Genomic DNA, 24974 nt, shown 5'->3' on the forward strand with positions numbered 1-24974 from the left:
GCGGCCCCACGCTGGCCGGATTACTCCGGTTCCGGCCCCAGATTGAAGAATCGTCCCGAGAGGGTTTCCGGAGAGAGCTCCACAAAGCGGTATTTTTCGGTCCGGACCCAAGGCTTCAGCGGCAGCTTTTCGGCAGCCTCGATCTCCGCGGAGGTCTCCAGTTCCCGGGTGGTGCCCTGCACGATGACGGACCAGGCCTGGTCACTGTGGACACCGTCCGCTTCGAACGCCACATACGAGTTGACCGTCAGCTCCGCGAGCTTGGTGCCGGGCGCCGTCCGGAAGAGAATCACGCCGTCGTGCGCAAAATAGTTGATCGGAAAGATGTTGGGCCGGTTGGCGACACTGACCGCCAGCCTGCCGTGGAACGTGTGTTCGAGGTACTTCCAGCTTTGCTCGGAGGTCAGTTCCACTACCGGGGGGCGCTCGTCACTTGTCATGTTTCCAGTGTGCCAAGGGGGCTCCCCGGCCGCTACTATCAGGCTGCTTACGAACTTGACTGGCTGCGGGGTTTTAAAGAGAGTTGAGAGGGTAGTTATGCCAGCCAGCTATGGACCTCACACACTCAGAGAGCACGTGATGACAGAAGCAGATACGCAGAATCCCGGTAACGGCCAGAACAATGCCGAGGCCCCCAAGACACTGACCACCCGGCAGGGACACCCGGTCTACGACAACCAGAACACCCGTACGGTGGGCGCCCGCGGACCGGCCACGCTGGAGAATTACCAGCTCCTGGAAAAGATCAGCCACTTCGACCGTGAACGGATTCCGGAACGCGTAGTGCACGCCCGCGGTTTCGTTGCCTACGGCGAATTTGAGGCTTCCGGCAAGTGGGGCGACGAGCCCATTGCCAAGTACACCCGCGCCAAGCTCTTCTCCGAGCCGGGCAAAAAGACCGACGTCGCCATCCGGTTCTCCTCGGTGATCGGCGGCCGCGACTCCTCCGAGGCCGCCCGCGATCCGCGCGGCTTCGCCATCAAGTTCTACACCGAGGACGGCAACTGGGACCTGGTCGGCAACAACCTGGGCGTCTTCTTCATCCGCGACGCCATCAAGTTCCCGGACGTGATCCACTCCCTCAAGCCGGATCCCGTCACCTTCCGCCAGGAGCCGGCGCGCATCTTCGACTTCATGTCGCAGACCCCGGAGTCGATGCACATGCTGGTGAACCTGTTCAGCCCGCGCGGCATCCCCGCCGACTACCGGCACATGCAGGGCTTCGGCGTGAACACCTACCGCTGGGTCAACGCACAGGGCGAGTCCAAGCTGGTTAAGTACCACTGGCAGCCGCAGCAGGGCGTGAAGTCCCTGACCGAGGAAGACGCCGCGAACATCCAGGCCAATGACCTGGGCCATGCTTCCAAGGACCTGTACGAGGCCATCGAACGCGGCGACTACCCCAAGTGGGACCTGTACGTGCAGCTGATGGATGACCACGATCATCCTGAACTGGACTTCGATCCGCTCGATGACACCAAGACCTGGCCGGAGCAGGACTTTGAGCCCAAGTACGTGGGCACCATGACCCTGAACCGCAACGTCACCGACCACCACAACGAGAACGAGCAGATCGCCTTCGGTACCGGTGTGCTGGTGGACGGCCTGGAATTCTCCGACGACAAGATGCTGGTGGGCCGTACGTTTAGCTACTCGGACACGCAGCGCTACCGCGTGGGCCCGAACTACCTGCAGCTTCCGGTGAACTCCGCGAAGAACGCCCGGGTGGCGACCAACCAGCGCGGCGGCCAGATGTCCTTCGGCACCGACCTCGCGCCGGGCCAGAACCCGCACGTGAACTACGAGCCGAACATCACCGGCGGCCTGCAGGAAGCGCCCAAGCCGGAGCAGGCCGAGGTTGGCCCCGAGCTGGAGGGGCGCCTGACCCGTGCCCGCCTGCCGCGCACCAATGACTACATGCAGGCCGGCCAGCGCTACCAGCTGATGGAGCAGTGGGAGAAGGACGATCTGGTCGCCAACTTCGTGGCAAACATCGGCGAGGCGGTCCGGCCGGTGCAGGAGCGGATGCTCTGGCACTTCTACATGTGTGACGACGAGCTGGGCGCACGCGTGGGCGAGGGCCTGGGCATCAGCCTGGAGGAGATCAAGGATCTTGGCCCGCTGGCTACCCAGACGCTCAACGAGGAAGAAACCGAGCGGATGAAGAACCTGGGCCACAACGGTCCCCGCAACGTCGAAGGCCTCACCATGACGCACTGCGTGCCCAATGAGCACGTGGTGGTCACCCGCTAGGACAGCACGGCTGCCTCAGCGAACAACGACGGCGGCAGCGCACTTTTGGTGCGCTGCCGCCGTCGTCGTTTAAGCAGTAGGCTGCTCAGCGCTCCCAGGGCGCTTTGACCGGGAAGTACTTCTCCAGGAAATCAGTGACCCGTTCCGCACGCTCACCGGCGGGAACCTCCGGGAAACTGCCGTCATTGAGGCAGAACATGTCCATGTTCCGCTTCGCGAGCAGCCGCTCCAGGACTTCCAGCCCGGCGTAGGACGTGGTGTCCACGTACTTCACCTTCGCCGTTTCCTGCGTGACGGCACGTCCGGTCAGCAGGGCGTAGTAGTGGTACAGGGAGTTGGTCACCGAGATGTTGTCCTTGGCCCGGAAGGTGCTGGCGGCGGTGGCTGCGAACTCCTCGGGGAATTCCTCCTCCATCTCCAGCAGGACACTGCGGCGCAGGGGAGCGGCGGTGTGTTCCAGGTGCCTGGTGGTGATGCGGCCGAACCGTTCCCACAGCAGCCGCCGGTTCACCCGGGCCGCGTTCTCGAACCCGCTGCGCTCCGCGTCGTTGGCGCCCAGGCCGATCCGGGTGCTGGCCTCGATGAATTTGGTGATCCCGCCGGGGGAGAAGAACAGGTCCGGGGCCACCGGGCGGCCGAAGAACATATCGTCATTGGAGTACAGGAAGTGCTCCGCCAGCCCCGGAATGTGCTGCAGCTGCGCCTCGACCGCCTGGGAATTGTGGGTGGGGAGCACTGACGGATCCCTGAAGTGCTCCGTAGCCGGCACAAAGGTGACCGACGGGTGCTCTGCCAGCCAGGCCGGCCGAGGGGAATCAGAGGCAATAAAGATGCGCCGTATCCACGGCGCGAACATGTGTACCGAGCGCAGGGCGTACTTGAGCTCGTTGATCTGGCGGAAGCGGGCCTCATGGTCGTCGCCTTCACCCACCACGGCGTCCTTCATCCGGGCGGCACGGGCTGCCTGGAACTCGGCTGAGCTGCCGTCCACCCAGGAGAACACCAGATCAATGTCGAACCGGATGTCCGTGGCATGGTCGGCGAACATGTTTTCAATGGTCGGCCAGACGAGTCCGTGCTTTTCCACCGTTCCGCGCACCACTTCAGCGGCTGGAAGGGTGCGGCGGGTGAGGGAATTCTCCACCGGCAGGGTGATCTCGGCTCCTTCCAGGTCCCACAGCTCGAGCTGGACGCCTGCGGCGGCTGACAGAACCAGGTTTGTGCCGCTGAAGGCCCGCGGGCGGTAAACCCTGATGATCCGGGTTTTTTCCGTGGGGGCCAGGCTGCCGTCGGCAATGAGCAGGGTGCGGCTCTTTTTGGTATCCACGCTGCGGGCATAGAACGGCTCGTCGCGGCAGGCTTCCACCATTGCCTTGCGCAGGGCGGCCCGCATGCGCAGGTCGACGGCGATCACCGGCCGCTGGTCATTGCCGCGTACCAGCAGATAGGGGATGCCGGCGTCTTCGAGGACCTTCCGCACAAAAAGCAGATCCTCCACCATGGCCTCATGCGCAGTGCGGCCGGTGTCCATCAAGGCCAGACGGCCCTTGACGAGGGCGATGTCGGGGCGGTCCCTGACCCGCTGAACTACGGCAAGGGACGCGGTCTGCAGGTTCTCCGGCTCGAAGTCCGGCTCCGGGGCTCCGAAGTAGACATCGTGTTCGGCGGCTGTATCTGTAATGGGAACCTCCAACAACTGGTGGGCGCCCACGGGTGAGGCGCTGGGATGATGTGCAGCGCTGCACTGGGGGGGGAACCGGCGGAAGTCGGCACGGCACCGTCAGGTATACCGCAGCGGACGGCTTGCACGCTATGTGCTCAGCTGCCCGCCGCCAGTAGCATGGGTTCGGACACGGACATTCCGGGAGCCGCTGTGGGATACCGTAACACCGCACGACGCGTCACCGCCCGAAACACCCTGCTGGCCGGGGCTCTATTACTTCTGGCCGGTACGTCCTCCTGCGCCCAAGTGCCGGATCCGCCGTCGTCGTCCTCCGCCACGTCCCGCCCGTGGTCCGGATACACCACCGCTGACGGTTCACTGAGCTTTGAGCACCCGCAGGACTGGAAAGTCACCGAACTGCCGGCGCTCGCCAACGATCCGGCCGGCGGGATTTCAGTTGAGGTTGCCGAGGGCTCCGGCAGGGTAGTGGCACGCCTGGATACCGGCATCATTGCGGATTTGAGCTGCACCGCGCCGGCAGGGGCGGCCTCCTATACCGAGTACGAAAGCGTGCCGATGCCGGAACTGGACTCGGCGCAGGGATCCGAGCAACGGTTCGTCTACCGGTCACTGGCCCCCTCCGGAACGCGGAGCGCCCAGGCCACCTATGCCGTGGTGAGCGGACGGCAGGATGGCAACTGCGGACTGTTCGATTTCTTCACGTTGACGGAAACCAGTGGCGGCCGCTTCGCGGGGGAGTATCCGGCCGCTGATGCGCAGAGCGATGCACGGAGCTACCTCGACGGCGCCGCCCGGTATCCGGATACGCAGGAGTACCGGGACCTGCGGAGGATGCTGACATCGCTCCGGAACGCCGGGTGAGCGGACCGTTGGCGGGACGGCTATCCGGGAACCGGGCCGGCGCCGGGGCGCAGCCGCGTGCGTTTGCCCGTGGCTGAGACGGCGAAGCGCGCCCGGTGTTGGCGCGGAATGAGCGGCAGGTATTCGGGCCTGGCAGCAACATAGGCCCGGGTCCGCGGGCAGAAGGGCAGCAGCGCGATACGGCTCCTGCGGGCATCAGCGAGCACTTCCTCGATGAGGAGCGTCTCGGCAGTCCGTTGCCGGTACGCCGGATCCACGATGATGCGCAGGGCCCAGAGCTCCCCGCCGTGCATTTCATACTGCAGGTAAGCGGCCATGGTGCCGTTCACAAACAGCTCGAACCGGCTGTGCAGGCGGTTGTTGTAGACGGTCGCGTTGGGGATGCCGGTTTTTCCGCCCTTTGGGGCCGGTTTGCGGCGCTGGGCCCTGCCTCGGGAACCGGCCGGAGCGGCGGGGCCGGGTTCCGGTCCGGTTTCCGCGGGCGCCGGCAGATCCGGCTGGACAGCGTCGCTGGTTGGTCGGGTTTTGGGATTCACGGCAGGCTCCACACTAGAAACTGGGTGGACAGCTGCTGGACCACGATGACATGAGCATAGCGGTGAATCTGTGCCGCTCAAATTCACGGTAACCCTCCGGTTCCGGATTCCCGCCGACTGTCCTGTGGATAACGGGCTGGGGGCGCGTGGGGCTGGCTAGGATGGCCGGACTGACAGTCTTGCGGGTTGCCCGACCGGGGGTTACAGATGACCAGAACCATTGCGCGGCGTGTTGCATCCTTGTTTGGTGCGGGGGTGCTTTTGGGTGGGCTGGTTGCCTGTTCCCAGGCTGCGGGGGATCCCGGCGGTGGATCACCGTCGCCTGCCCCGCCTTCCGTCTCTGCTTCGGCCACGCCGACGCCTACACCCACCCCGTCGGCGACCTACAAGCCGGCTTCGGCTGATGGTCCGGCGGAGAATGTGCCTGTGCCGGTGATGCCGGAGGAGGCGAAGCTGGAGTCCAAGGAAGGGCTGGAGGCATTCGCGCGGTACTGGTACGAGGCTGCGAATTACGGTTTCGAAACCGGCGATGTGGAGCCCATCCGCGCCATCAGCGGCCCGGACTGCGCTGTTTGCAAGAACTTCTACCAAATGGTCGAGTCTGGTTACCAAAATGAAGATTGGATTGTCGGTGGGCAGCTAACAGTCCAAGGGATACATTCAGATTATGTTCTAACTCCAGAAGGACGGTATCAGGTGCTGATTCAGAATATTCAGGCACCAATTGGCTATTACGGACCGGGAGTTCACTACGGTACTCGCGATGGTTACCAAGATTCCGCGGTACAGATGATCGAAGCTAGATACAGTCCGGACGGTTGGTACGCAGAGAGCGTAGTAACCATAAAGGGATGAAAATGAAGTTTCGTCCACGCAAGTTTTGTCTGGTTATAGCCATCGCGCTTTCGACTCTCGTTGCGGGAAGTGGTGCCGCTCTCGCGGCCATCAATGACACTGGATTCAAGGACGATTTGGTCACCTCAGGAGCATTCCAGCGGGACCCTGGCACCGGTGTCTGGACAACTATGCCGGTTGGTATTCCCAGTGATCCCATGGGCTACCGATTCGTACCGGTTTGCTTCGACGATATGGCTGGCCACGTCGAATGCTTGGCTGCGAATCAAGCTGCATGTACCGCCGGTGATGATGGGCGCCTGGTGTACTGGTTTTCGGGACTGAAAACCGTTGATCCGAGCACTTGGTCCAGAGTCAGTGATACGCCGTCGTGCATTTACTCCGAGGAACCGGTTGATATTGGTGAGCAGATCCGGGCGCAAATCCTTGCCGCGTTTCAGGAACGGCCCATAGTTCCCGGCGGGCTGGTGTTGCAGCCGAGCCCGCACACGTTGGTCGGGATGGAAACGAACGTGTATATCGAAGCAACTGAGCAGGTTTTCGAGATGGTCCTGCTGGGGCAGAGCATCCGGATTGTGGCCACACCGACGGAATACGAGATCAACTACGGTGACGGCACGGTGTACGGGCCCACCCCGGTACCGGGAGGCCCGTTGGGCCAGGACCGTTGGGGTGAGGTGACGCAGACCAGCCACGCGTATGCGGCCAGCGGGGATTATCAGGTGGGCGCAACGGTGTATTTCTCCGGCAAGTATTCGGTGAACGGGGGAACCGTGATTCCCATCGATGGGCGGGCAACGGTGTCTTCGCCCGCCCAGACCCTGCGGGTGTGGCGGTCGGAAACCCGCAGTGTGGCGGACAACTGCCTGGTGAACCCGAACGGCGTCGGATGCTAGTCGCACTCTAGTCGGCCTGACACAGCCCACGGTTCAGGCTTCCGGTGTACTGTCCTGTGGATAACGGGCTGGGGGCGCGTGTGGCTGGCTAGGATGGCCGGACTGACAGTCTTGCGGGTTGCCCGACCGGGGGTTACAGATGACCAGAACCATTGCGCGGCGTGTTGCATCCTTGTTTGGTGCGGGGGTGCTTTTGTGTGGGCTGGTCGCCTGTTCCCAGGCTGCGGGGGATCCCGGCGGTGGGTCACCGGTGCCTGCCCCGTCTTCCGTCTCTGCTTCTGCCACGCCGACGCCTACGCTCACCCCGTCGGCGAAGTACAAGCCGGCTTCGGCTGATGGTCCGGCGGAGAATGTGCCTGTGCCGGTGATGCCGGAGGAGGCGAAGCTGGAGTCCAAGGAGGGACTGGAGGCGTTCGCGCGGTACTGGTACGAGCTAGTGAACTACGGTTTCGAAACCGGCGATGTGGAGCCCATCCGCGCCATCAGCGGCCCGGACTGCAAAGTATGCGGCACATTCTACAAAATGGTGGGCAAAGGATTTGAGAACGAAGATTGGATCGTAGGCGGAAAGATTGACGTTCAAGGGGTTAGCTCGGATTACATTCTCACTACAGAAGGGCGCTATCAAGTACTGATTCAAGAACGACAAGAGGAGATTACCTTTCATGGTCCCGGAGAAATATACGGATCATACGAAGGTACAGAAGATTCCGGTGTTCAGATGATTGAGGCGCGCCATACAGGACATGAATGGTTTGCAGAAAATGTTGTAACTATTACCAGTCCCACAAAATGAAGTTTATAAAGGGTGCGCTTGCTGTCGTTGCACTGGTTCTTGCTACGGTGCCATACAGTACACCGGCGGTTCACGCCGCTGTCGTTGGCGGTGGATGGCATGAAGACGATTCGGTGTCAGGTGGAGCATATTCCCAGGATCCAGATTCCGGGGTGTGGACCACAGTGCCGGTGGGGATCCCGGATGATCCAAGAGGCTACCGGTTCGTACCGGTTTGTTTCGACGATATGGCTGGCCACGTCGAATGCTTGGCTGCGAATCAAGCTGCATGTACCGCCGGTGATGATGGGCGCCTGGTGTACTGGTTTTCGGGACTGAAAACCGTTGATCCGAGCACTTGGTCCAGAGTCAGTGATACGCCGTCGTGCATTTACTCCGAGGAACCGGTTGATATTGGTGAGCAGATCCGGGCGCAAATCCTTGCCGCGTTTCAGGAACGGCCCATAGTTCCCGGCGGGCTGGTGTTGCAGCCGAGCCCGCACACGTTGGTCGGGATGGAAACGAACGTGTATATCGAAGCAACTGAGCAGGTTTTCGAGATGGTCCTGCTGGGGCAGAGCATCCGGATTGTGGCCACACCGACGGAATACGAGATCAACTACGGTGACGGCACGGTGTACGGGCCCACCCCGGTACCGGGAGGCCCGTTGGGCCAGGACCGTTGGGGTGAGGTGACGCAGACCAGCCACGCGTATGCGGCCAGCGGGGATTATCAGGTGGGCGCAACGGTGTATTTCTCCGGCACGTATTCGGTGAACGGGGGAACCGTGATTCCCATCGATGGGCGGGCAACGGTGTCTTCGCCCGCCCAGACCCTGCGGGTGTGGCGGTCGGAAACCCGCAGTGTGGCGGACAACTGCCTGGTGAACCCGAACGGCGTCGGATGCTAAAGGTCAAAGGACGCCGGGGACGCATCACAATAATGATGGCCTCGATAGGGGCGGCTGTCGGGTTTGCAGGGTGTGCCATGAGCGACGGGGATGCCTTCGAGGGGGAGTCCCCACTAACGACGGAGTCATCCGTTACTCCCACCCCCACTCCCACCCCCAGATATAAGCCTGGGTCCGCCAAGGGTCCGGCTGAAAATGTTCCGCTCCCAGTGGTGCCTGTCGAAGCCAAAACCGCATCCAAGGTCGGTCTTGAGGCCTTCGCTGAGTATTGGTACGAGACGGCGAACTACGGGTACGAGACCGGCGATACCTCTTTGACTCAGGCCGTGAGTGGTCCCGAATGCGAAACCTGTGCGAACTATTTCGAGGTAGTCGAAGGCGGGTACATTGGCGACGATTGGATGGCGAACTCGGCAATAGAGGTTTTGCAAGTTCACTCTGACTACGTGCTCACACCCGACGGGCGGTACCAGGCGGTTGTTTACTTTAGACAGGAGGCGATGGAGTATTACGGCCCCGAAGGCCTGCAACTGGAAGGTGAGGCCGATTTGGGTGTTGTGCAACTCTTCGAGGCGGTATGGGAAGGCGATCATTGGGTGGCGGCGAACATCGCGACTATGAACGTCCTGGATAAATGTCAGTTCCACCCCGAAGATCCCGACTGCTAAAGGTCGGCAGGCCGGGGCACCGCAAACAGGGTCCGGGGATCCTGCAGCACTGCGGGATAGCTGAACGCAGACCGGGGAATGCTCCCGGAGAGTGCCACCGGCCGCACGGCAGTGTCGTTTGTGAGTTCCACCGGACCGGCACGCCCCAGCAGCAGCCGCGACCTGTCATTCGGGGCTATTACGGCCACCGGATCGCCGTCGTCCATGTCCTCCAGCAGCCGCACCAGCTGCCGGCCACGCTTGCCGGTAATGGGCGTGCCCTTTGCGGAAAGCATCGGCAGGACGATGGTGGCAGCATCGCCGTCGGGCACTGCCCGAGCCACCCACAGTGTGTCCGCGGGGTCCGGATCCGCGGGATCCGGCACGTCGGCGGGGGAGGGCCAGACATACGGCAGCCCGGCATCGGTATCCGGAAACAGCGGCCCGTAAACCTCGGGAGACTTCTCGATCAGATTGGACCGGTGACTGCGGTGCAGCTCCTCGTCACCCAGCCAGGACGGCAGCTCAACCGCGCCGCCATCCCCGTCCACCCGGGGCGCGAACTCCAGGATCTGTTCACGCACGGTATCGGCATGTCCGCGGGCAATCCACTCGTCCGTCATCGCCAGCCCGTAGGCGGTCAATGCGGGCACAAAGCCCTTCCACATCAGCAGTGCCGGGTGCCGCCGCCAGCCGTAGTCCGGAACCACCAGCCCGCGCAGCAGCTGCAGGGTCTCCACGCGCTGCTTGCCCAGCCGTGCCTGATCCAGCACCGCCGCGCTGCGGGCGAAGCTCTCATAGGGGAGGAAGGTTTGCACCGGCCCAGTCTGTCACTGTTCGCCGGGACGGGCCGCTCCGCGAACAGCACCGGCACCCGCATCCGGAGCGGCCACCAGCTGGCGGACCATGATCAGGTCACGGAAGGTATGGCTGCCTACCCGGAAGGACCGGCGGCCGGAGGTCTGGAACCCTGACTTGCGGTAGAAGGACTGCGCCCTGACGTTACGGTTGTTGACGCCCAGCCACATGGAGCGGGCCCCCACAGAAGCCGCGGCGCCGGCGGCCGCTTCAACCAGCTGGCCGGCCAGCCCGCTGCCGTGAGCGTCCGGGTGCAGATAGAACTTGTTCAGTTCAGCCGAAGGCCGCACCGCACGGCCCTGATCCAGGGCTTCAAGCACCTCCGGATCCGACGGTGCCGCCAGGACCAGCAGGCAGTAGCCCAGCAGCCGGCCGGCGTCCCGGGCCGCCAGAACCAGCGCCTTCTCGTCATTCAGATAAGCGGCGAACCGCTCGGCGGACAGGTTCTCCGTGACAAAGGCGGTGCTGTCCTCCGGTGTGACCTCAGGCGGACACGCCAACGGGAACGTAAGGGCGGCCAGTCCGACGAGCCCGGGGATATCTTCTGGTGTTGCATGTGAAATCGAGGCTTGCACCACTCCAGCATAGGCATGCCCGGCAGGTGCCTGCCCTTCGACCCGGGCATACCGCCGGTTTAGTACCGGGCGTAGAGCTCTCCGACCGGAAGCCCGGCGTCCACGGTGTTCTCCGGTCCGGGCAGGGGGCAGGCCCAGGCCTCGTCGTAGGCACAGGACGGGTTGTAGAGATAGTTGAAGTCCAGCACCAGGCTGCCGGGCCGTTCGCCCGCGCCCAGGTTGGCTCCCTTGATGGTGTCCAGCAGGTAGCGCCCGCCACCGTAGCTGCCGCCGTCAGCGCCGGAGGTTGCGTCCTTGACCGGAATGAAAATACCTCCGCCGTAGGAATCCAGGTTCCAGACCGCCAGGGAACCCACACCGTCAACGCTGACCGTGCCCAGCCGGGTAAACGGCACCACGCCGTCGGTGCCCGTGGCAACCTCCATGGACTGGCCGGCACCCGCGTCCTCAATTACCGCCTCGAAGCGGAACGTAGGATCGTAGCGGGCGGTGCGGAGGCCGCGGAAGCGACGCCGCGTGGCTTCGGGGAGGGGCGACGCCGGGTGTGTACCGAAGAGCCGGTCCCGACCGGTGGCCCACAGGGAATGGGCGTGTGACACGGAAATCGATTCGGATGCGCGCCGGGCCTGCTCGTAAAGGGCAAACACGTTACGGCGCCAGTCGGCGGTGGCAAGGGCAGTGACGGGGGATACCATCTGTCCAGCGTAGTGTGTTCCAGTGACTACCGGACTTCTTATTGTGGTGCTTGTCGCCATCTTCATCGGAGCGATCGCCCAGCGGATTGCCGGACTGGGCTTCGCGCTGCTGATTTCCCCGTTCCTCGTAATCATCCTCGGTTCGCACGGCGGGGTGATCATGGTAAATATCTGCGGCCTGGTGTCCTCGCTCCTGATTATGAGCCGCGTCTGGCGGGATGTGGACTGGTCAATGTACCGCTGGCTCGCCGTGCCCGCTGTGATAGCCAGCGTGCCGGCGTCGGCTGCCGCGGTGTTCCTTCCCGCTGCACCGCTGGCCGTGACGGTAGGCGCCGTCGTCCTGGTGGCCCTGAGTATCTCCCTGCTCCTGCAGCGGACCTCGGTGGTCCTGACCGGAAATGTTCCCAAGGCGGTGGCCGGTTTCGCATCCGGGATCACCAACGCCATGGCCGGCGTAGGCGGCCCGGCCGTCAGCGTTTACGCACTGCTGGCCCGCTGGCCGCAGCGGCCCTTCGCGGCCACCCTGCAGCCCTTCTTCGTCACCACGGCCGCCGTCACCCTGACCTCCAAGCTCTTCCTGGACCCCGGACAGATGCCGCCCTTCGAGGCCTGGGCCTGGGCCCTGGTGGCGCTGATGATTGTGGCCGGCATTTATGCGGGGGAGAAACTGCAGCGCTTTATCCGCGATGACCAGGCCCGCCTGGCCGTGATTGTGATCGCGTTCATCGGAGCAGCTGCGGCTCTGGTGAAGGGCCTGATCGACCTCTGACCCGGGGCTCCGTTAGCCGACTCACGCCGGAGCCTCGCCGGGCTGCGCGGGGCCGGGTGGCACGATAGAACCGATGAAGATTTTATTGCGGCGCAAGAAGCCGGGTATGCCGCCCATGCCGCTCTGGCTGCAGGGAACGTTTGAACTGGGCCAGGCTGCCCTGCTCTCGGCGCTGGTGGTACTGCTGCCGCTGGTCGGCGTCTGGTTTGCCAACGGTTTCACCGACCGGGAGTTCTCCTCCCTTGCCCGGCTGGGCGGTCAGGCCTGGCTGCTGATCCACGGCGTGCCGCTGTCCCTGAGCCTTCCCGCCGGGGAGCTCGGCGCATCGCCCTCCACCGGCCTGCTCTCACTGCTTCCGCTCGGACTGAGCCTGATTCCGTTCTTCCTGTCCTGGCGGGCCGGACGCCGGCTGGCCCGGGCCTCCTACACCGACCAGCTCTGGCAGGCCCTGCTCGGGGCCTTGGGAACCTATGCACTGCTGGGCGCGGCCGCGGCATATTTCAGCAGTACGGACGGTGTCCGGATTTCGGTGACAGCCGGGGCGCTGCTGCCCCTGATCGCTGCCGGAGCCGGCCTTATTGTGGGTGCCCGAATCGAGGCCGGTTCGTGGGTGCGGCTGATCGGCATGGACCTTACCGACTGGATTGCCCGGACCAGCCAGCATTCGCGCTGGGCAGGTTCTTACCTGTGGTCCGCGTTGCGGGCCGGGGTGGTGGGAATCGTCGCCGCCCTGGGCCTGTCAGCTGTACTGCTGGTTGTTGCCCTGGCACTGAACTGGGCCACCATCGCGGCGGTGTACCAGCGGCTCGACGCAGGGATAATCGGCGGGGCGGTGCTCACCGTGGTGGAGCTGGGCCTGATGCCGAACTTTGTGGTGTGGACCCTTGGCTGGGCTTCCGGCGCCGGGTTCTCCATGGGCACCGGCAGCATCATCAGCCCGCTGGAAACCACCGTGGGTCCGCTGCCGGCGGTCCCGGTGCTGGCGGCCCTGCCGGCAGGCGGCATGGAATACGGCTACGTTGCCCTGCTGATCCCCGTGGCCGCGGGCATCCTGGCCGGCTGGTGGTTCCTGCGTGAGGGTGAGAACCACTTTGATGAGTGGCTGTCCATCAAGATCCGTGCCCGGTGGTTCACCGCTCCGGTATCCACCCTGGTGCTGGGCGCCATTGTGGGCCTGGTGTCCGGCGTGCTGGCGGCGGCAGCGGGCTGGCTTTCCCAGGGCTCGCTGGGCGTGGGGCGTTTTGTCGGCCTCGGACCCGACCCGCTGTGGCTGGGCCTGTGGGTTGCCGCGGAGGTTGGGGTCGGCGTCGTCATTGGCTACGCCGTGGGCCCGTGGCTGGAACGCGAGCCGAAACAGGTACGCGAACCTGCGCTCAAGGCCTGAGGACGGTTACGGCAGCTCGAAGCTCAGGTACTCGGACTGGCAGGACTCGGATGCGTTCAGCGTGATGGCTGAACGCATGCAGGATTCGTAGGTTACCGTCCGGTCCCAGAGCATGGCCATGGCCGCCATGCCGAGCGTGGTGACGAACGTGATGACCAGGCCGATGGAGATCAGGACCGGCAGCACGGGCCGCATCTTTGCCCGGGCTGCTTTGACCAGCGCAATAATGCCTACTACGACGGCGGCCGTTCCGAGCGCTATCGGCACCAGCTTCCACGGCAGTACAAGATTGCTGCTCAGCAGTGTGGCGATTGCCAGCAGCCAGAAGATCCGAACGTACTGAACCGCGTTGCGCTTCTGCTCGTCGGGAACATCCTGGCGGCTGCTGTCCGCCCCGGCCGGGGACTTGGTCTGGGTCTGGGCACCGTCGTCGTTCATGCGTTTAACCCTAGGCGACGCGGCACCCTATGGTTGACGCATGCGCATTGTAGTTCTTGTGTCCGGCACCGGATCCAACCTCCAGGCCGTGCTGGACGCCGTCCGGGACGGGCAGCTCGACGTCGAAATTGCCGCCGTGGGTTCGGACCGGCCCGGCACCTACGGTGTGGAGCGCGCCGCCGACGCCGGGTACCCCACCTTTGTGGTGAACTTCCGCGACTATCCGGCGCGGGCTGACTGGAACCGGGCACTCACCAGGGAAGTGGCCTCCTACGCTCCGGATCTGGTGCTCTCCTCCGGATTCATGCGGATAGTGGACGAGGAGTTCATCAACTCCTTCAACGGCCGCTACCTGAACACCCACCCGGCCCTGCTGCCCTCCTTCCCCGGAGCCCACGGGGTGCGGGACGCCCTGGCCTACGGAGTGAAGATCACCGGCTGCACCGTCCACTGGGCCGACGCCGGCGTGGACACCGGGCCGATCCTGGCCCAGGCGGCCGTCGAGGTGCTCGACGGCGACACGGAAGAGACCCTGCACGAACGCATCAAGGTGCAGGAACGCCGTTTGCTGCTGGAAACCCTGGACCGCCTCAGCCGCGAAGGGCTCTGAGCGGGTTCCGGAAGGCCCGGACCGCCGGCTCCCTGGCCGCTCAGTCCAGCGCCGCGCCCCTGGTCTCGGGAGCGAAGCGGGCCATCCAGAGTACTGCCAGCAGCACCAGCACCCCGGCCAGCGCGAAGGACAGCGGCAGCCCGAGGTACGGCCACAGCACCGACACGAAAATCAAAGGACCGAACCCGGCGCCAATCCGCGAGACGGTGGACGCCCAGCCGAATCCGCTGCCGCGCAGCTCGGTGGGGTAGAGCTCGGACACATAGGCGTAGAGCACCGGAATGGCCACCTGCACCACAAATCCGTAGGCCAGCAGCCAGATGGTGGCGGCCGTGGGTACGTCCACTACCAGGGCCACCACCACCAGGATCGCCGCGGACAGCGGCCCGGTCACTGCCAGGATCCACTTCCGCCCCACCTTTTCCACCAGCAGGGCGGCGGCAATCACGCCCAGCAGTCCGACGGCGGCCATGCCGGATGTGGTCAGGAACGCGCGGTATTCCGCGAACCCGGCGTCCACGAGGATCTTGGGCATCCACTGCAGGGCCAGGTAGTAGACCAGCAGGATGGTCAGGAACAGGGACCACGCGGCGATGGTGGTTTTGGTGCTGAACCGCCAGAGGTCGGCGAGCTGGGTGCCCATGGTGCGCAGTGTCAGCTTCTCCGGCTCCGCGGGTTCGGGCAGCCGCCACTCGGTTTTGGCGCCGCCGGTGCGCCGGATCAGATCCTCGATGACGGCGGCTGCTTCAGCGGTCCGGCCCTTGCGCACGAGGTAGAGCGGGGATTCCGGCACCGAGCGGCGCACCCAGAAGACCAGCAGGGCCGGCAGCACCATGATCAGCATGGTGTACCGCCAGTCGGCGAAGGTCGCCATGATCACCGCAGAGGTAACTCCGCAGAGCGCCGCCCCTACCGGCCACCAGCCGTCCATCGCGGTGAGCACCCGGCCGCGTTGTTTTTTGGGCGTGAACTCTCCCACCAGGGCATAGTCCACGGGCACGCAGCCGCCCAGGCCAAACCCGGCCATAAAGCGGAAGATGCAGAACCAGACAATGTCCGGGGAAAACGCACCGAGCACGGTGAAGACCGAAAAGACCAGCAGCGTGGCCGAGAACGCCCGCTTGCGCCCAATCGCATCAGCAATGGACCCCCAGACAAATGCCCCGATGGCCATGCCGAGCAGATTCGCGGTACCGATCCAGGCGGCCTGCGCCGGCACCAGGTCCCATTCCTTGGAGAGCAGTGGAATCAGGACGCCGTTCAGGGTCACGTCCCAGGCGTCGAACATAAAGCCGAGGCCGCCGATCAGGAAGATCCTGCCCTGAACGTTCCACCGCCAGGGCAGGTTTTGGACCACCTGGTCGCCGGTGGGCAGGGCATTGGTGATGGACATCTGGGCGGGGCCTTCCGGAGCTGGGCAGAAGATGATGCAGCGGAGCGCTGATTGCGTCGGGGAAAACAGTACCGCGTGGAGGCATATGCCTGTGGACAAAACCGGAGGAACCCGCAGAAGCAGGAAGTATGGGGCCATGGCTGACGCGGAGCGGGGTGAACAACCGGCCCTTCCAGGACCGGTGCTGCCCGGGTCCGTGTTCACCGTGGCGGAGGCACGGGCACGCGGTGTGCCGCCGGCGGCCCTGCGGAGGAAAGAGTACGACGCCGTCGGGTACGGCATCCGTGCCGTCACGGGGGTGGAGCCTTCCCTGCTGCACATCGTTCGTCCGCTTGCGCCTGTTAGCGGCCTTACCGTAGCCAGCCACACCACCGCCGCCGCCCTGTGGGGAATGTGGCTGCCGCGGCGCCTGGCGAACGGCCCGCTTCACCTCACTCGGCCGCTGCGGTTGTCACGGCCCCGGCGGAAGGGCGTGGCCGGGCATCAGGCTCCGCTCCTGCGGGAAGACGTAGTACGGATAGCCGGGATACTGATCACCTCTCCCTCATGGACGTGGTGTGACCTCGCGGCCCTGCTCCCGGTCGCTGACCTGGTGGTGGCCGGCGACTCGGTGCTTCGACGGCTGGATGCCCCGGTGCGAGGCGGCTACCTTCCCCGGCCCGATCCGCTGTGCCGGGTCCAGGACCTGCAGGACCTCATCGACCGGAGATCCGGAAGCCGCGGCATTTCCACGGCGCGGACGGCACTTGGGCTGATGCGCCCGGGTGTCGATTCAGCCCCGGAATCGCGTCTGCGGCTGCTCATCCTGTCCGCGGGCCTGCCGGAGCCGGAGGTGAACCGGTGGATCATGGGTGCCGGCGGGCGGCCCGTGTCCCGGCCGGACCTGCAGTACCGGGCACTGCGGATTGCCCTTGAATACGAAGGGGAACACCATCTGCGGGATCCGGACCAGTGGCATCGCGACATTGAACGGGATGAGAGGCTGCGGCAACTGGGCTGGGTGGTGCTGCGCTTCAGCAAAAAGCACCTTCGCCCCGAGAATCGGGCAGCAACGGAGGAACGTATCCGTAGTACCTTGCGTGCGCGGGGCTGGTATCCCGGCAGAGCCGTGTAGACCAGACCGGGCTGCCGGTCCGGCCGGTCCCGGGTGCCGGTCCCGGGTGCCGGTCCCGCCGGTGGAGCGGGCCCCTTGATCCCGGTCCCGCCGGCCCCTGGGGTCCCTTGGTCCCTGTCCCGCCGGTGCGGTGGGTCCCCGGTGCCGCGGCACTGAATCGAGAAGGCACGATTTACCGAATTCCGGGCCGAAAACGGTAAATCGTGCCTTCTCGATGCGCAAAACGGTAAATCGTGCCGTTTCGATCCGCTGGAGCCCGCAACCGCACCCCGCAACCGCCACACCGCACCCGCCCCACCACGCTCCGCAACGGCCACGCCCCGCAACCGCCACACCACACCCCGCACCCGCCACACCGCACCCCGCACCCGCCCCACCACGCTCCGCAACCGCCCCACCACACCCCTCATTCATCCCCCGAGACACCGTGTTACACCGCCCCGAGGCGGGGCGGAGGGCTCAAGGCATAAACTTCTCGTGGGCCGCACGGCCTGCGCACGCCGTTCATCGAATCCTTGGAGTGTCAGTTGTGAGCAACCCCGTCCTCGACCGTGTCCCTATCCGCCGGGCCCTGATTTCGGTCTACAACAAGACGGGGCTGACGGAACTCGCGCAAGGCCTCGCCGCAGCCGGTGTCAGCATTGTCTCCACCGGCTCCACGGCCAAGCAGATCGCTGCTGCCGGCGTCGCCGTCACCGAGGTATCCGAGGTGACCGGGTTCGCTGAGTGCCTCGACGGCCGGGTCAAGACCCTGCACCCCCGCGTCCATGCCGGCATCCTCGCCGACCGCCGCCGGGATGACCATGTGGCCCAGCTCGAGGAAATGGAGATTGAACCCTTCGACCTCGTGGTGGTCAACCTCTACCCGTTCGTTGAAACCGTCCGCTCCGGCGCGGCGCAGGATGACGTGGTGGAGCAGATCGACATCGGCGGGCCCTCCATGGTCCGCGCCGCCGCCAAGAACCACCCGTCGGTGGCCGTGGTGGTTGACCCGGACAAATACTCCGACGTTGTCACCGCAGCGGCGGAGGGCGGCTTCGACCTGGCGCAGCGCCGCCGGCTGGCTGCTGAAGCATTCGCCCACACTGCCGCCTACGACAACGCGGTAGCCACCTGGACGGCCGAGCAGTTCGGCGACGGCACCGAGGACGGCGCCAAGTGGCCGGCCTACACCGGCCTCGCCCTGGAGCGCGCCGAAGTGCTGCGCTACGGCGAAAACCCGCACCAGGACGCTGCCCTGTACGTGGAGAAGGGCGGCCAGCCCGGCGTCGCCCAGGCCGACCAGCTGCACGGCAAGGCCATGTCCTACAACAACTACGTCGACGCCGACGCCGCCCTGCGTGCCGCCTTCGACTTCGATGAGCCCGCCGTCGCCGTCGTGAAGCACGCGAACCCGTGCGGTATCGCGGTGGCGTCCCCGAATGCGGCCGATCCGATTGCGGACGCGCACGCCAAGGCCCACGCCTGTGATCCCGTCTCCGCGTTCGGCGGCGTGATTGCCGCCAACCGCACGGTCACCGCGGGCATGGCGGAAACGGTGAAGGACATCTTCACGGAGGTGGTGATTGCTCCGGACTTCGAGCCGGCCGCCGTCGAGATCCTCAGCGCGAAGAAGAACATCCGCCTGCTCGCCCTGCCGGACGGATACGGCCGCAACACTGCCGAATTCCGGCAGGTCTCCGGCGGTGTGCTGGTGCAGAAGGCGGACCGGCTGCAGGCCGAGGGCGATGATCCGGCCAACTGGACCCTCGCCGCGGGGGAACCGGCGGACGAAGCCACCCTGGCCGATCTCGCCTTTGCCTGGGCCGCCGTGCGGGCCGCGAAGTCCAATGCCATCCTGCTGGCAAAGAACGGCGCGTCCGTGGGTGTGGGCATGGGCCAGGTAAACCGGGTGGATTCCTGCCGGCTCGCCGTTGAACGGGCCAACACCCTGGGCGCCGGGGGCGAGGACCGCGCCCGCGGTTCCGTAGCGGCGTCGGACGCGTTCTTCCCCTTCGCGGACGGACTGCAGATCCTGCTCGACGCCGGTGTGCGCGCCGTGGTCCAGCCGGGCGGCTCCATCCGCGACAACGAAGTGGTCGAAGCTGCTGCCGCTGCGGGCGTGACCATGTACTTCACCGGCGCCCGGCACTTCTTCCACTAGCGAATACGCCGCAGGCCATACGAAAACGCGGGACGGTGCAGGTAATGTGCCGTCCCGCGTTTTAGGGCACAGATAGTGCGCTGTGGCATAGTTGAACTCAAATACAAGCCTAAAAAACGGGTTCCGTCATGCCACAAGACATGCTCCGGTGCCCACCAACACACAAGGAGACCGTGTGGCTGAGAAAATCAAGGTTGTGGGCTCTGTCGTAGAGCTCGACGGCGATGAGATGACCCGTATCATCTGGCAGTTCATCAAGGACCGCCTGATCAACCCGTACCTGGACGTAGACCTGAAGTACTACGACCTCTCCATCCAGAACCGCGACGCGACCGATGACCAGGTCACCATTGACGCCGCCAACGCCATCAAGGAACACGGCGTGGGCGTCAAGTGCGCAACCATCACCCCCGACGAGGCACGTGTCGAGGAATTCGGCCTGAAGAAGATGTGGGTCTCCCCGAACGGAACCATCCGCAACATCCTCGGCGGCGTGGTCTTCCGCGAGCCGATCATCATCTCCAACATCCCGCGCCTGGTCCCGGGCTGGAACAAGCCGATCATCATTGGCCGCCACGCCCACGGTGACCAGTACAAGGCCACGAACTTCAAGGTTCCCGGTGCCGGTACGCTGACGCTGACCTACACCCCGGCCGACGGCAGCGAAGAAATCAAGCAGCAGGTTGTGACGTACAACGAAGATGGCGGCGTCGCCATGGGTATGTACAACTTCAACGATTCCATCAAGGACTTCGCCCGCGCTTCCTTCGCGTACGGCCTGCAGCGCAACTACCCGGTGTACCTCTCCACCAAGAACACCATCCTGAAGGCCTACGACGGCCAGTTCAAGGACCTGTTCCAGGAAGTCTTCGACGCCGAGTTCAAGGACCAGTTCGAAGCAGCCGGGCTCACCTATGAGCACCGCCTGATCGATGACATGGTTGCCTCCGCAATGAAGTGGGAAGGCGGCTACGTCTGGGCCTGCAAGAACTACGACGGCGACGTCCAGTCCGACACCGTGGCACAGGGCTTCGGCTCGCTGGGTCTGATGACCTCCGTGCTGATGACCCCGGACGGCAAGACCGTTGAGGCTGAAGCTGCACACGGCACCGTGACCCGTCACTACCGCCAGCACCAGCAGGGCAAGCCCACCTCCACCAACCCGATCGCCTCGATCTTCGCGTGGACCCGTGGCCTGATGCACCGCGGCAAGCTGGACAACACCCCCGAGGTCATCAACTTCGCCGAGACCCTTGAAGACGTTGTCATCAAGACGGTCGAATCCGGCAAGATGACCAAGGACCTGGCACTGCTGGTCGGCCCGGACCAGCCGTACCTGACCACCGAAGAGTTCCTCGCCGCACTGGATGAGAACCTCAAGGCCCGCCTGGGCGCCGAGGTTGCGGCCTAACCGGCTCTCCTCACCGCGCCTTCCCCGCCCTGTTGCGGGGGAGCACGACGACGGCGCGCTGCCCCTTCGCGGGGCGGCGCGCCGTCGTCGTTTAATACGGAGGCCGCGTAATAAGTAGCGCGGAGGTACCCGCGGTGCCACCATGTGGGGATGTCGAATTCCACCACTACGCCGGCCCCGGCGGTTTCCGCTGCCGAAGAGCGCAGCGCCCGCATAGCGGTAACGGTTTTTCCGCTGCTTATTGTTGCCGGGGGAGTGATTGCGCTCTTCTTCCCGCAGCCCTTCACCGGGCTCTCCGCCTACATTAACCCGGGGCTGATGCTGATTATGTTCGGCATGGGCCTGACGCTGACCCTCCCGGATTTCGGGATGGTGGTCCGCCAGCCGCTTCCGGTGCTGCTGGGCGTGGTGGCGCAGTTTGTCATAATGCCGCTGCTGGGCCTGGGGATCGCCTGGGCGCTGAATCTCAGCCCGGAACTGGCTGCGGGCGTGATCCTGGTGGGCTGCGCTCCGGGCGGCACGGCGTCCAATGTGGTGACCTATCTGGCCCGCGGCAACGTGGCCCTCTCCGTGGCCATGACCTCGGTGTCCACGCTGCTGGCGCCCCTGCTGACCCCGCTGCTGGCGCTCTGGCTCGCGGGCCGGTACATGGCAGTTGACGCCGGTTCCATGGCGTGGTCCATTGTGCAGATTGTCCTGATTCCGGTGGTGCTCGGACTGGTTATCCGCTACCTGATGCCGCGGCTGGTGGACCGGATCCTCCCCGTGCTGCCCTGGGTTTCCGTGCTGGCGATTACGTTTGTGGTGATCGCGGTGGTGTCCGGCAGCGCCCAGGCAATTTTCACCGCGGGCTGGCTTATCCTGCTCGCGGTGGTGCTGCACAACGCGCTGGGACTGGGACTGGGGTACGGCGCCGCCAAGCTGTTCCGGCAGCCGATCCCGTCACGCCGGACCATGGCTATTGAAGTGGGGATGCAGAACTCCGGGCTTGCTGCCGGCTTGGCGAAACAGTACTTCGCTCCGGAAGCGGCGTTGCCCGCGGCAGTGTTTTCGGTCTGGCACAACGTCTCCGGCGCACTGATGGCCGCCATCTGGCAGCGCCGGCCGGTGTCCTGACTGTCTGGAGGCGGCCGGCCCCGGACAAACATAGTCGGCCCTGAACAAACGCGGCCTCAAACAAATGCAGCAGGCCCCGGACCGAAGTCCGGGGCCTGCTTCGCTTGCAGTTGAACGGCTAGATGCCGGCACCCTGATCGCCGGAGGAGGATGGCCCGGACGAGCCTGAGCCGCCGGAACCGGAGCCGCCGGAGCCCATTCCTGAACCGCCGCCCATGCCTGAGCTGGAACCGCCCATGCCGGAGCCCGAGCCGCTTGAACCGGATCCCATTCCGGAGCCGGATGAAACGGACGCCGGCTCCGAGGAACTCTGGCCCGAGATCGTGTTCCCGTCCTTATATGCCGCGGAAACCTCGATCTTCCGCGGCTTCGAACGCTCGCTGACAGGGATAAAGACGCTCAGCACGCCGTTCTCGTACTTGGCTGAGATGTTGTCGATATCTATGCCCTGGCCAAGGTTCAGCTGCCGGAGGAAGCTGCCGCTTTCCCTCTCGCGGGTCAGCCAGGTCACCCCTTCGGTGGTATGGATGGTCCGTTCGGCGCGGATGGTCAGCAGCTGGCCATCCACGTCAACGTCCACCGAGCCGGGATCGATGCCGGGAAGATCTGCATTGAGGATGTAATGGTCGCCCTCGCGGTACAGATCGATGGGCATCAGCCGAAGCCGCTGGCGCGGGTCCAGAAGGGCTCCCGCAACCCGGTCCAGCTCACGGAATGGATCAAACTTCATCGCCATGTTCATCAACTCCTTTGTGCCACCGACGTCGGTCGGGCATCGGTGGTGGAAACGCCGATTGTGGAAGGGTCGATAAAGGTTGAGTCGCACTACCTCAACGATGAAATTACGCTAGCACTCGGGCATAGTGAGTGCCAGATCACATGGATAAAAACGGTCCGGGAGGACCGGTTTTTTCTGTCCTCAGCCCACCGGCCAGGCGTGCACGGCCGTATTGCTGTGCATGTTCTCCCAGTAGAGGCGGGACATTTCGGCCAGCGCGGCGCTGCGTGCCAGTCCGGATTCCTCCAGACGGCGAAGCGTGGCGATCTGCCAGGCTGCTCCGTTCTGCTCGGTCCGTGCCCGCTCGGAGACGACGTCCAGATAGCGGTTTATGAGCGTGGGGTCCACCTTCAGGGCGCGCAGCCCTTCGGCGGCCTGCGGGATCAGGTGCCGCACAATCAGTTCAGCAACCGGAATTTCGCCGATGCCCGGCCAATACACCGTGGCCTCCAGCCCGTGGCGGGCACAGGAGAGGAAATTGTCGGACGCGGTCTTGAAGGCAAGCCGGCTCCACAGCGGACGGTCTGCGGTGCGGATGTATTCCACCAGGCCGTAATAGAAAGCTGCATTGGCTACAACGTCTATGACTGACGGACCTGCCGGCAGCACACGGTTTTCCAACCGCAGATTGGGGGTGCCGCTGCCCGGGTCATAGATGGGCCGGTTCCAGCGGTAAACGGTACCGTTGTGCAGCCGCAGTTCAGCCAGCAGCGGTGCACCTGCAGAGGTGGTTTCATCCCCTCGGCCCGAGAGCTCCGGGAGCAGCGCCGGGAAGTAGCGTACGTTCTCCTCAAACAGGTCGAAGATGGAGGTGATCCACCGTTCTCCGAACCAGACGCGGGGCCGCACACCCTGCTGGCGCATTTCCGGGGGTCGGGTATCAATTGACTGCTTGAACAGTTCAATCCGGGTTTCATGCCACAGGACGTGTTCCATGAAAATGGGCGAGTTGGCCGCCAGCGCAACCTGGGGAGCAGCGATCATCTGCGCTGCATTCCAGGCCGGTGCAAATTGCTCGGGTGAGACTTCCAGATGCAGCTGCACCGACGTACACGCCGCTTCGGGGGCAATGTTCTGGGCGTAAAAGGACAGAGGCTCCGGGCCGGAGAGATCCAGCAAAACGTCTTCACCGCGCGCCTGGAGTACCGAAGTGTTCAGGGCGGCATATCGCTGGCCGCTGCTGAGCCACTCCCAGCCATCCATGAACCCGGGCGTCAGGGTGGGCAGGATTCCCACCATCATGATGTCCGCGTCCTCCTGCTCCGCGCGTTGGTCAGCACGGTTCAGCTGCGTTCGCAGGCCGTCTTCGAGGTCCTTGAGTCCGAACTGCCCGATCGAAAGTGCGGGATGGTTCATCTCGATGTTAAAAGCGCCGATTTCGGTCTGGAAAGCCGGATCGGCGATGCGTTTCAGGACAGCCTGGTTGCGCAGGGCGGGGGAGAAGTCACGGTTGGTGAGGTTCAGCTCGAGCTCCAGCCCAATGCTCGCCGTGTCGGCGAACCGGGCGGTGGACAGGTAATGGGCAAAATGGTCCAGGTTTTCCAGCAGCCGCTGCCGGTAGGCGGTCCGCTGTGCCCTGCTGAACGTCCGGCTGGTGACTTCGGCGCCCATGGTTCCTACTTCCCCTTCAGGCCCTTGTAGACGTTGACGGGCCGCTGCATCTCACCGTGTTGTGCGCCCATCACGATCACAGCTCCGGACAGTACAGGGATGCTCCACTGGAGAACTTTGAGCTGCCGCTGCGCCGCCTTCAGTTCCTCGGAGGCGTCTTCCCTCGGCTCGGTGGCACCCCGGCTGCCCTGTTCGGCGAGCTGCTCCACCTTTCCGCCCAGGATGCCCGCGTACAGCGTGACCCCTGCGCCGAGAACAGTCGCCGCGGTTTTGTATACGGTAAGCCGGCCCACCCCGTCCTGCCGGCCAATCCGCGCGCTGTTCTCGCCCAGGAGTGCCAGGCCGGCCAGGGCATGGCCGCCGATTGCCGCAGCCTGGACCGGTGCCCATTTCTTCCATCCGAGGGCGGAGAGCCGGGTCCGTTCGGTGGGATCCTTCGCTTCGGCTGCTGCCCCGTTCAGGCCAACGGCGCCCATAAGGGAACCGCCAAACCACGCTGCTGCGGTGAGGTCATGAACAGATCGCGTCAGTGCTGCCATGTTGATGCTCCTGGGGTCGCGGAGAGAACCTGCGCCGTCGTTCTCGTCGGTGCACATCAGACAACCATGCACCGGTCGCATAAGCAAGGTTGCTTACTACCCATGATTAGCTAAGTATGCTT

The 24974-nt window shown here is 64.6% G+C and carries 24 protein-coding genes and 1 pseudogene; 14 read left to right on the forward strand and 11 right to left on the reverse strand.

Features of this window, described 5'->3' with window-relative positions; genetic code table 11:
* Positions 1-20: 20 nt before the first annotated feature.
* Positions 21-440 carry a pyridoxamine 5'-phosphate oxidase family protein gene (locus MUK71_RS04405; protein ID WP_227929648.1) on the reverse strand — a complete coding sequence of 140 codons (420 nt, stop codon included), beginning with the start codon at positions 438-440 and terminating at the stop codon, positions 21-23.
* Between the two features lie 139 nt (positions 441-579).
* On the opposite strand from MUK71_RS04405, the gene MUK71_RS04410 reads away from it, so the two are divergent.
* Positions 580-2253: a catalase gene (locus MUK71_RS04410; protein ID WP_227904131.1), complete on the forward strand. Its 1674-nt coding sequence runs from the start codon at positions 580-582 to the stop codon at positions 2251-2253.
* Between the two features lie 85 nt (positions 2254-2338).
* On the opposite strand, the gene MUK71_RS04415 is transcribed toward MUK71_RS04410, so the two are convergent.
* The gene (locus MUK71_RS04415; RefSeq protein ID WP_423724636.1) at positions 2339-3784 is read right to left on the reverse strand and encodes a stealth family protein; all 1446 of its coding nucleotides are present in this window, start codon (positions 3782-3784) and stop codon (positions 2339-2341) included.
* A gap of 342 nt (positions 3785-4126) precedes the next feature.
* Here MUK71_RS04415 and MUK71_RS04420 point away from each other — a divergent pair, with 342 nt between their 5' ends.
* Positions 4127-4798, forward strand: coding sequence for a hypothetical protein (locus MUK71_RS04420; protein WP_227929650.1), 672 nt, complete (start codon positions 4127-4129; stop codon positions 4796-4798).
* A 20-nt stretch (positions 4799-4818) separates the two neighbouring features.
* Here MUK71_RS04420 and MUK71_RS04425 read toward each other — a convergent pair whose 3' ends face one another.
* The gene (locus MUK71_RS04425; protein ID WP_227929651.1) at positions 4819-5334 is read right to left on the reverse strand and encodes a GNAT family N-acetyltransferase; all 516 of its coding nucleotides are present in this window, start codon (positions 5332-5334) and stop codon (positions 4819-4821) included.
* A gap of 207 nt (positions 5335-5541) precedes the next feature.
* Between MUK71_RS04425 and MUK71_RS04430 the strand changes: the two genes are divergently transcribed.
* From MUK71_RS04430 to MUK71_RS04450, 5 genes are all read left to right on the forward strand, one after another.
* Positions 5542-6189, forward strand: a complete 648-nt coding sequence (locus MUK71_RS04430) for a DUF6318 family protein (protein ID WP_227929652.1) — start codon at positions 5542-5544, stop codon at positions 6187-6189.
* Entirely contained in the window at positions 6186-7085 is a 900-nt protein-coding gene (locus tag MUK71_RS04435; RefSeq protein WP_244802825.1) for a hypothetical protein, read from the forward strand. The genes MUK71_RS04430 and MUK71_RS04435 overlap by 4 nt, the downstream gene beginning before the upstream one ends.
* A gap of 139 nt (positions 7086-7224) precedes the next feature.
* The gene (locus tag MUK71_RS04440; protein WP_227928850.1) at positions 7225-7881 is read left to right on the forward strand and encodes a DUF6318 family protein; all 657 of its coding nucleotides are present in this window, start codon (positions 7225-7227) and stop codon (positions 7879-7881) included.
* Positions 7882-8387: 506 nt separating this feature from the next.
* On the forward strand, positions 8388-8771 hold the full coding sequence (locus tag MUK71_RS04445; protein ID WP_227928851.1) for a hypothetical protein: 384 nt from the start codon (positions 8388-8390) through the stop codon (positions 8769-8771).
* A gap of 77 nt (positions 8772-8848) precedes the next feature.
* The gene (locus MUK71_RS04450) at positions 8849-9439 is read left to right on the forward strand and encodes a DUF6318 family protein (RefSeq protein ID WP_227928852.1); all 591 of its coding nucleotides are present in this window, start codon (positions 8849-8851) and stop codon (positions 9437-9439) included.
* Here the strand turns inward: MUK71_RS04450 and MUK71_RS04455 are convergent.
* From MUK71_RS04455 to MUK71_RS04465, 3 genes are read right to left on the reverse strand one after another with little or no spacing between them, the layout of a single operon-like run.
* Complete coding sequence (locus MUK71_RS04455) at positions 9436-10236, reverse strand: MSMEG_6728 family protein (protein WP_227928853.1); 801 nt, start codon at positions 10234-10236, stop codon at positions 9436-9438. The two genes, MUK71_RS04450 and MUK71_RS04455, sit on opposite strands and share 4 nt — an antisense overlap.
* 12 nt (positions 10237-10248) lie before the next feature.
* Entirely contained in the window at positions 10249-10854 is a 606-nt protein-coding gene (locus MUK71_RS04460) for a GNAT family N-acetyltransferase (RefSeq protein ID WP_341482034.1), read from the reverse strand.
* Between the two features lie 56 nt (positions 10855-10910).
* Entirely contained in the window at positions 10911-11546 is a 636-nt protein-coding gene (locus MUK71_RS04465; protein ID WP_227928855.1) for a DUF1684 domain-containing protein, read from the reverse strand.
* 22 nt (positions 11547-11568) lie between these two features.
* Here MUK71_RS04465 and MUK71_RS04470 point away from each other — a divergent pair, with 22 nt between their 5' ends.
* Positions 11569-12315, forward strand: coding sequence for a sulfite exporter TauE/SafE family protein (locus MUK71_RS04470; protein WP_227928856.1), 747 nt, complete (start codon positions 11569-11571; stop codon positions 12313-12315).
* A gap of 73 nt (positions 12316-12388) precedes the next feature.
* Positions 12389-13699, forward strand: coding sequence for a cell division protein PerM (locus MUK71_RS04475; RefSeq protein WP_227928857.1), 1311 nt, complete (start codon positions 12389-12391; stop codon positions 13697-13699).
* Positions 13700-13705: 6 nt separating this feature from the next.
* Here the strand turns inward: MUK71_RS04475 and MUK71_RS04480 are convergent, their stop codons facing one another.
* Complete coding sequence (locus tag MUK71_RS04480; protein ID WP_227904147.1) at positions 13706-14137, reverse strand: hypothetical protein; 432 nt, start codon at positions 14135-14137, stop codon at positions 13706-13708.
* Between the two features lie 40 nt (positions 14138-14177).
* Here MUK71_RS04480 and purN point away from each other — a divergent pair, with 40 nt between their 5' ends.
* A complete protein-coding gene (purN, locus tag MUK71_RS04485) occupies positions 14178-14747 on the forward strand; it encodes a phosphoribosylglycinamide formyltransferase (RefSeq protein WP_227928858.1) in 570 nt (189 codons plus the stop codon).
* Positions 14748-14787: 40 nt separating this feature from the next.
* Here the strand turns inward: purN and MUK71_RS04490 are convergent, their stop codons facing one another.
* Entirely contained in the window at positions 14788-16140 is a 1353-nt protein-coding gene (locus MUK71_RS04490) for an MFS transporter (RefSeq protein ID WP_227928859.1), read from the reverse strand.
* Positions 16141-16276: 136 nt separating this feature from the next.
* Here MUK71_RS04490 and MUK71_RS04495 point away from each other — a divergent pair, with 136 nt between their 5' ends.
* The 4 genes from MUK71_RS04495 to MUK71_RS04510 all read left to right on the forward strand — a co-directional run bounded on the left by MUK71_RS04495 (position 16277) and on the right by MUK71_RS04510 (position 21924).
* A complete protein-coding gene (locus MUK71_RS04495; RefSeq protein ID WP_227928860.1) occupies positions 16277-17254 on the forward strand; it encodes an endonuclease domain-containing protein in 978 nt (325 codons plus the stop codon).
* A 529-nt stretch (positions 17255-17783) separates the two neighbouring features.
* Positions 17784-19397 (forward strand): bifunctional phosphoribosylaminoimidazolecarboxamide formyltransferase/IMP cyclohydrolase, encoded by a 1614-nt coding sequence (gene purH, locus MUK71_RS04500; protein WP_227904151.1) that lies wholly within the window; start codon positions 17784-17786, stop codon positions 19395-19397.
* A gap of 175 nt (positions 19398-19572) precedes the next feature.
* Positions 19573-20808: an NADP-dependent isocitrate dehydrogenase gene (locus MUK71_RS04505; RefSeq protein ID WP_227904152.1), complete on the forward strand. Its 1236-nt coding sequence runs from the start codon at positions 19573-19575 to the stop codon at positions 20806-20808.
* A 150-nt stretch (positions 20809-20958) separates the two neighbouring features.
* Positions 20959-21924 (forward strand): bile acid:sodium symporter family protein, encoded by a 966-nt coding sequence (locus tag MUK71_RS04510; protein ID WP_227904153.1) that lies wholly within the window; start codon positions 20959-20961, stop codon positions 21922-21924.
* Positions 21925-22252: 328 nt separating this feature from the next.
* Here the strand turns inward: MUK71_RS04510 and MUK71_RS04515 are convergent.
* The 3 genes and pseudogenes from MUK71_RS04515 to MUK71_RS04525 all read right to left on the reverse strand — a co-directional run.
* A pseudogene (locus MUK71_RS04515) lies at positions 22253-22660 on the reverse strand (Hsp20/alpha crystallin family protein); the annotation flags it as partial.
* A 183-nt stretch (positions 22661-22843) separates the two neighbouring features.
* Positions 22844-24313 (reverse strand): glutamate-cysteine ligase family protein, encoded by a 1470-nt coding sequence (locus tag MUK71_RS04520; protein ID WP_227928861.1) that lies wholly within the window; start codon positions 24311-24313, stop codon positions 22844-22846.
* 5 nt (positions 24314-24318) lie between these two features.
* Positions 24319-24852, reverse strand: a complete 534-nt coding sequence (locus MUK71_RS04525; protein ID WP_227928862.1) for a hypothetical protein — start codon at positions 24850-24852, stop codon at positions 24319-24321.
* Positions 24853-24974 lie beyond the last annotated feature (122 nt).

Origin of the sequence: Arthrobacter zhangbolii (assembly GCF_022869865.1) — a bacterium.
Classification (GTDB): domain Bacteria; phylum Actinomycetota; class Actinomycetes; order Actinomycetales; family Micrococcaceae; genus Arthrobacter_B; species Arthrobacter_B zhangbolii.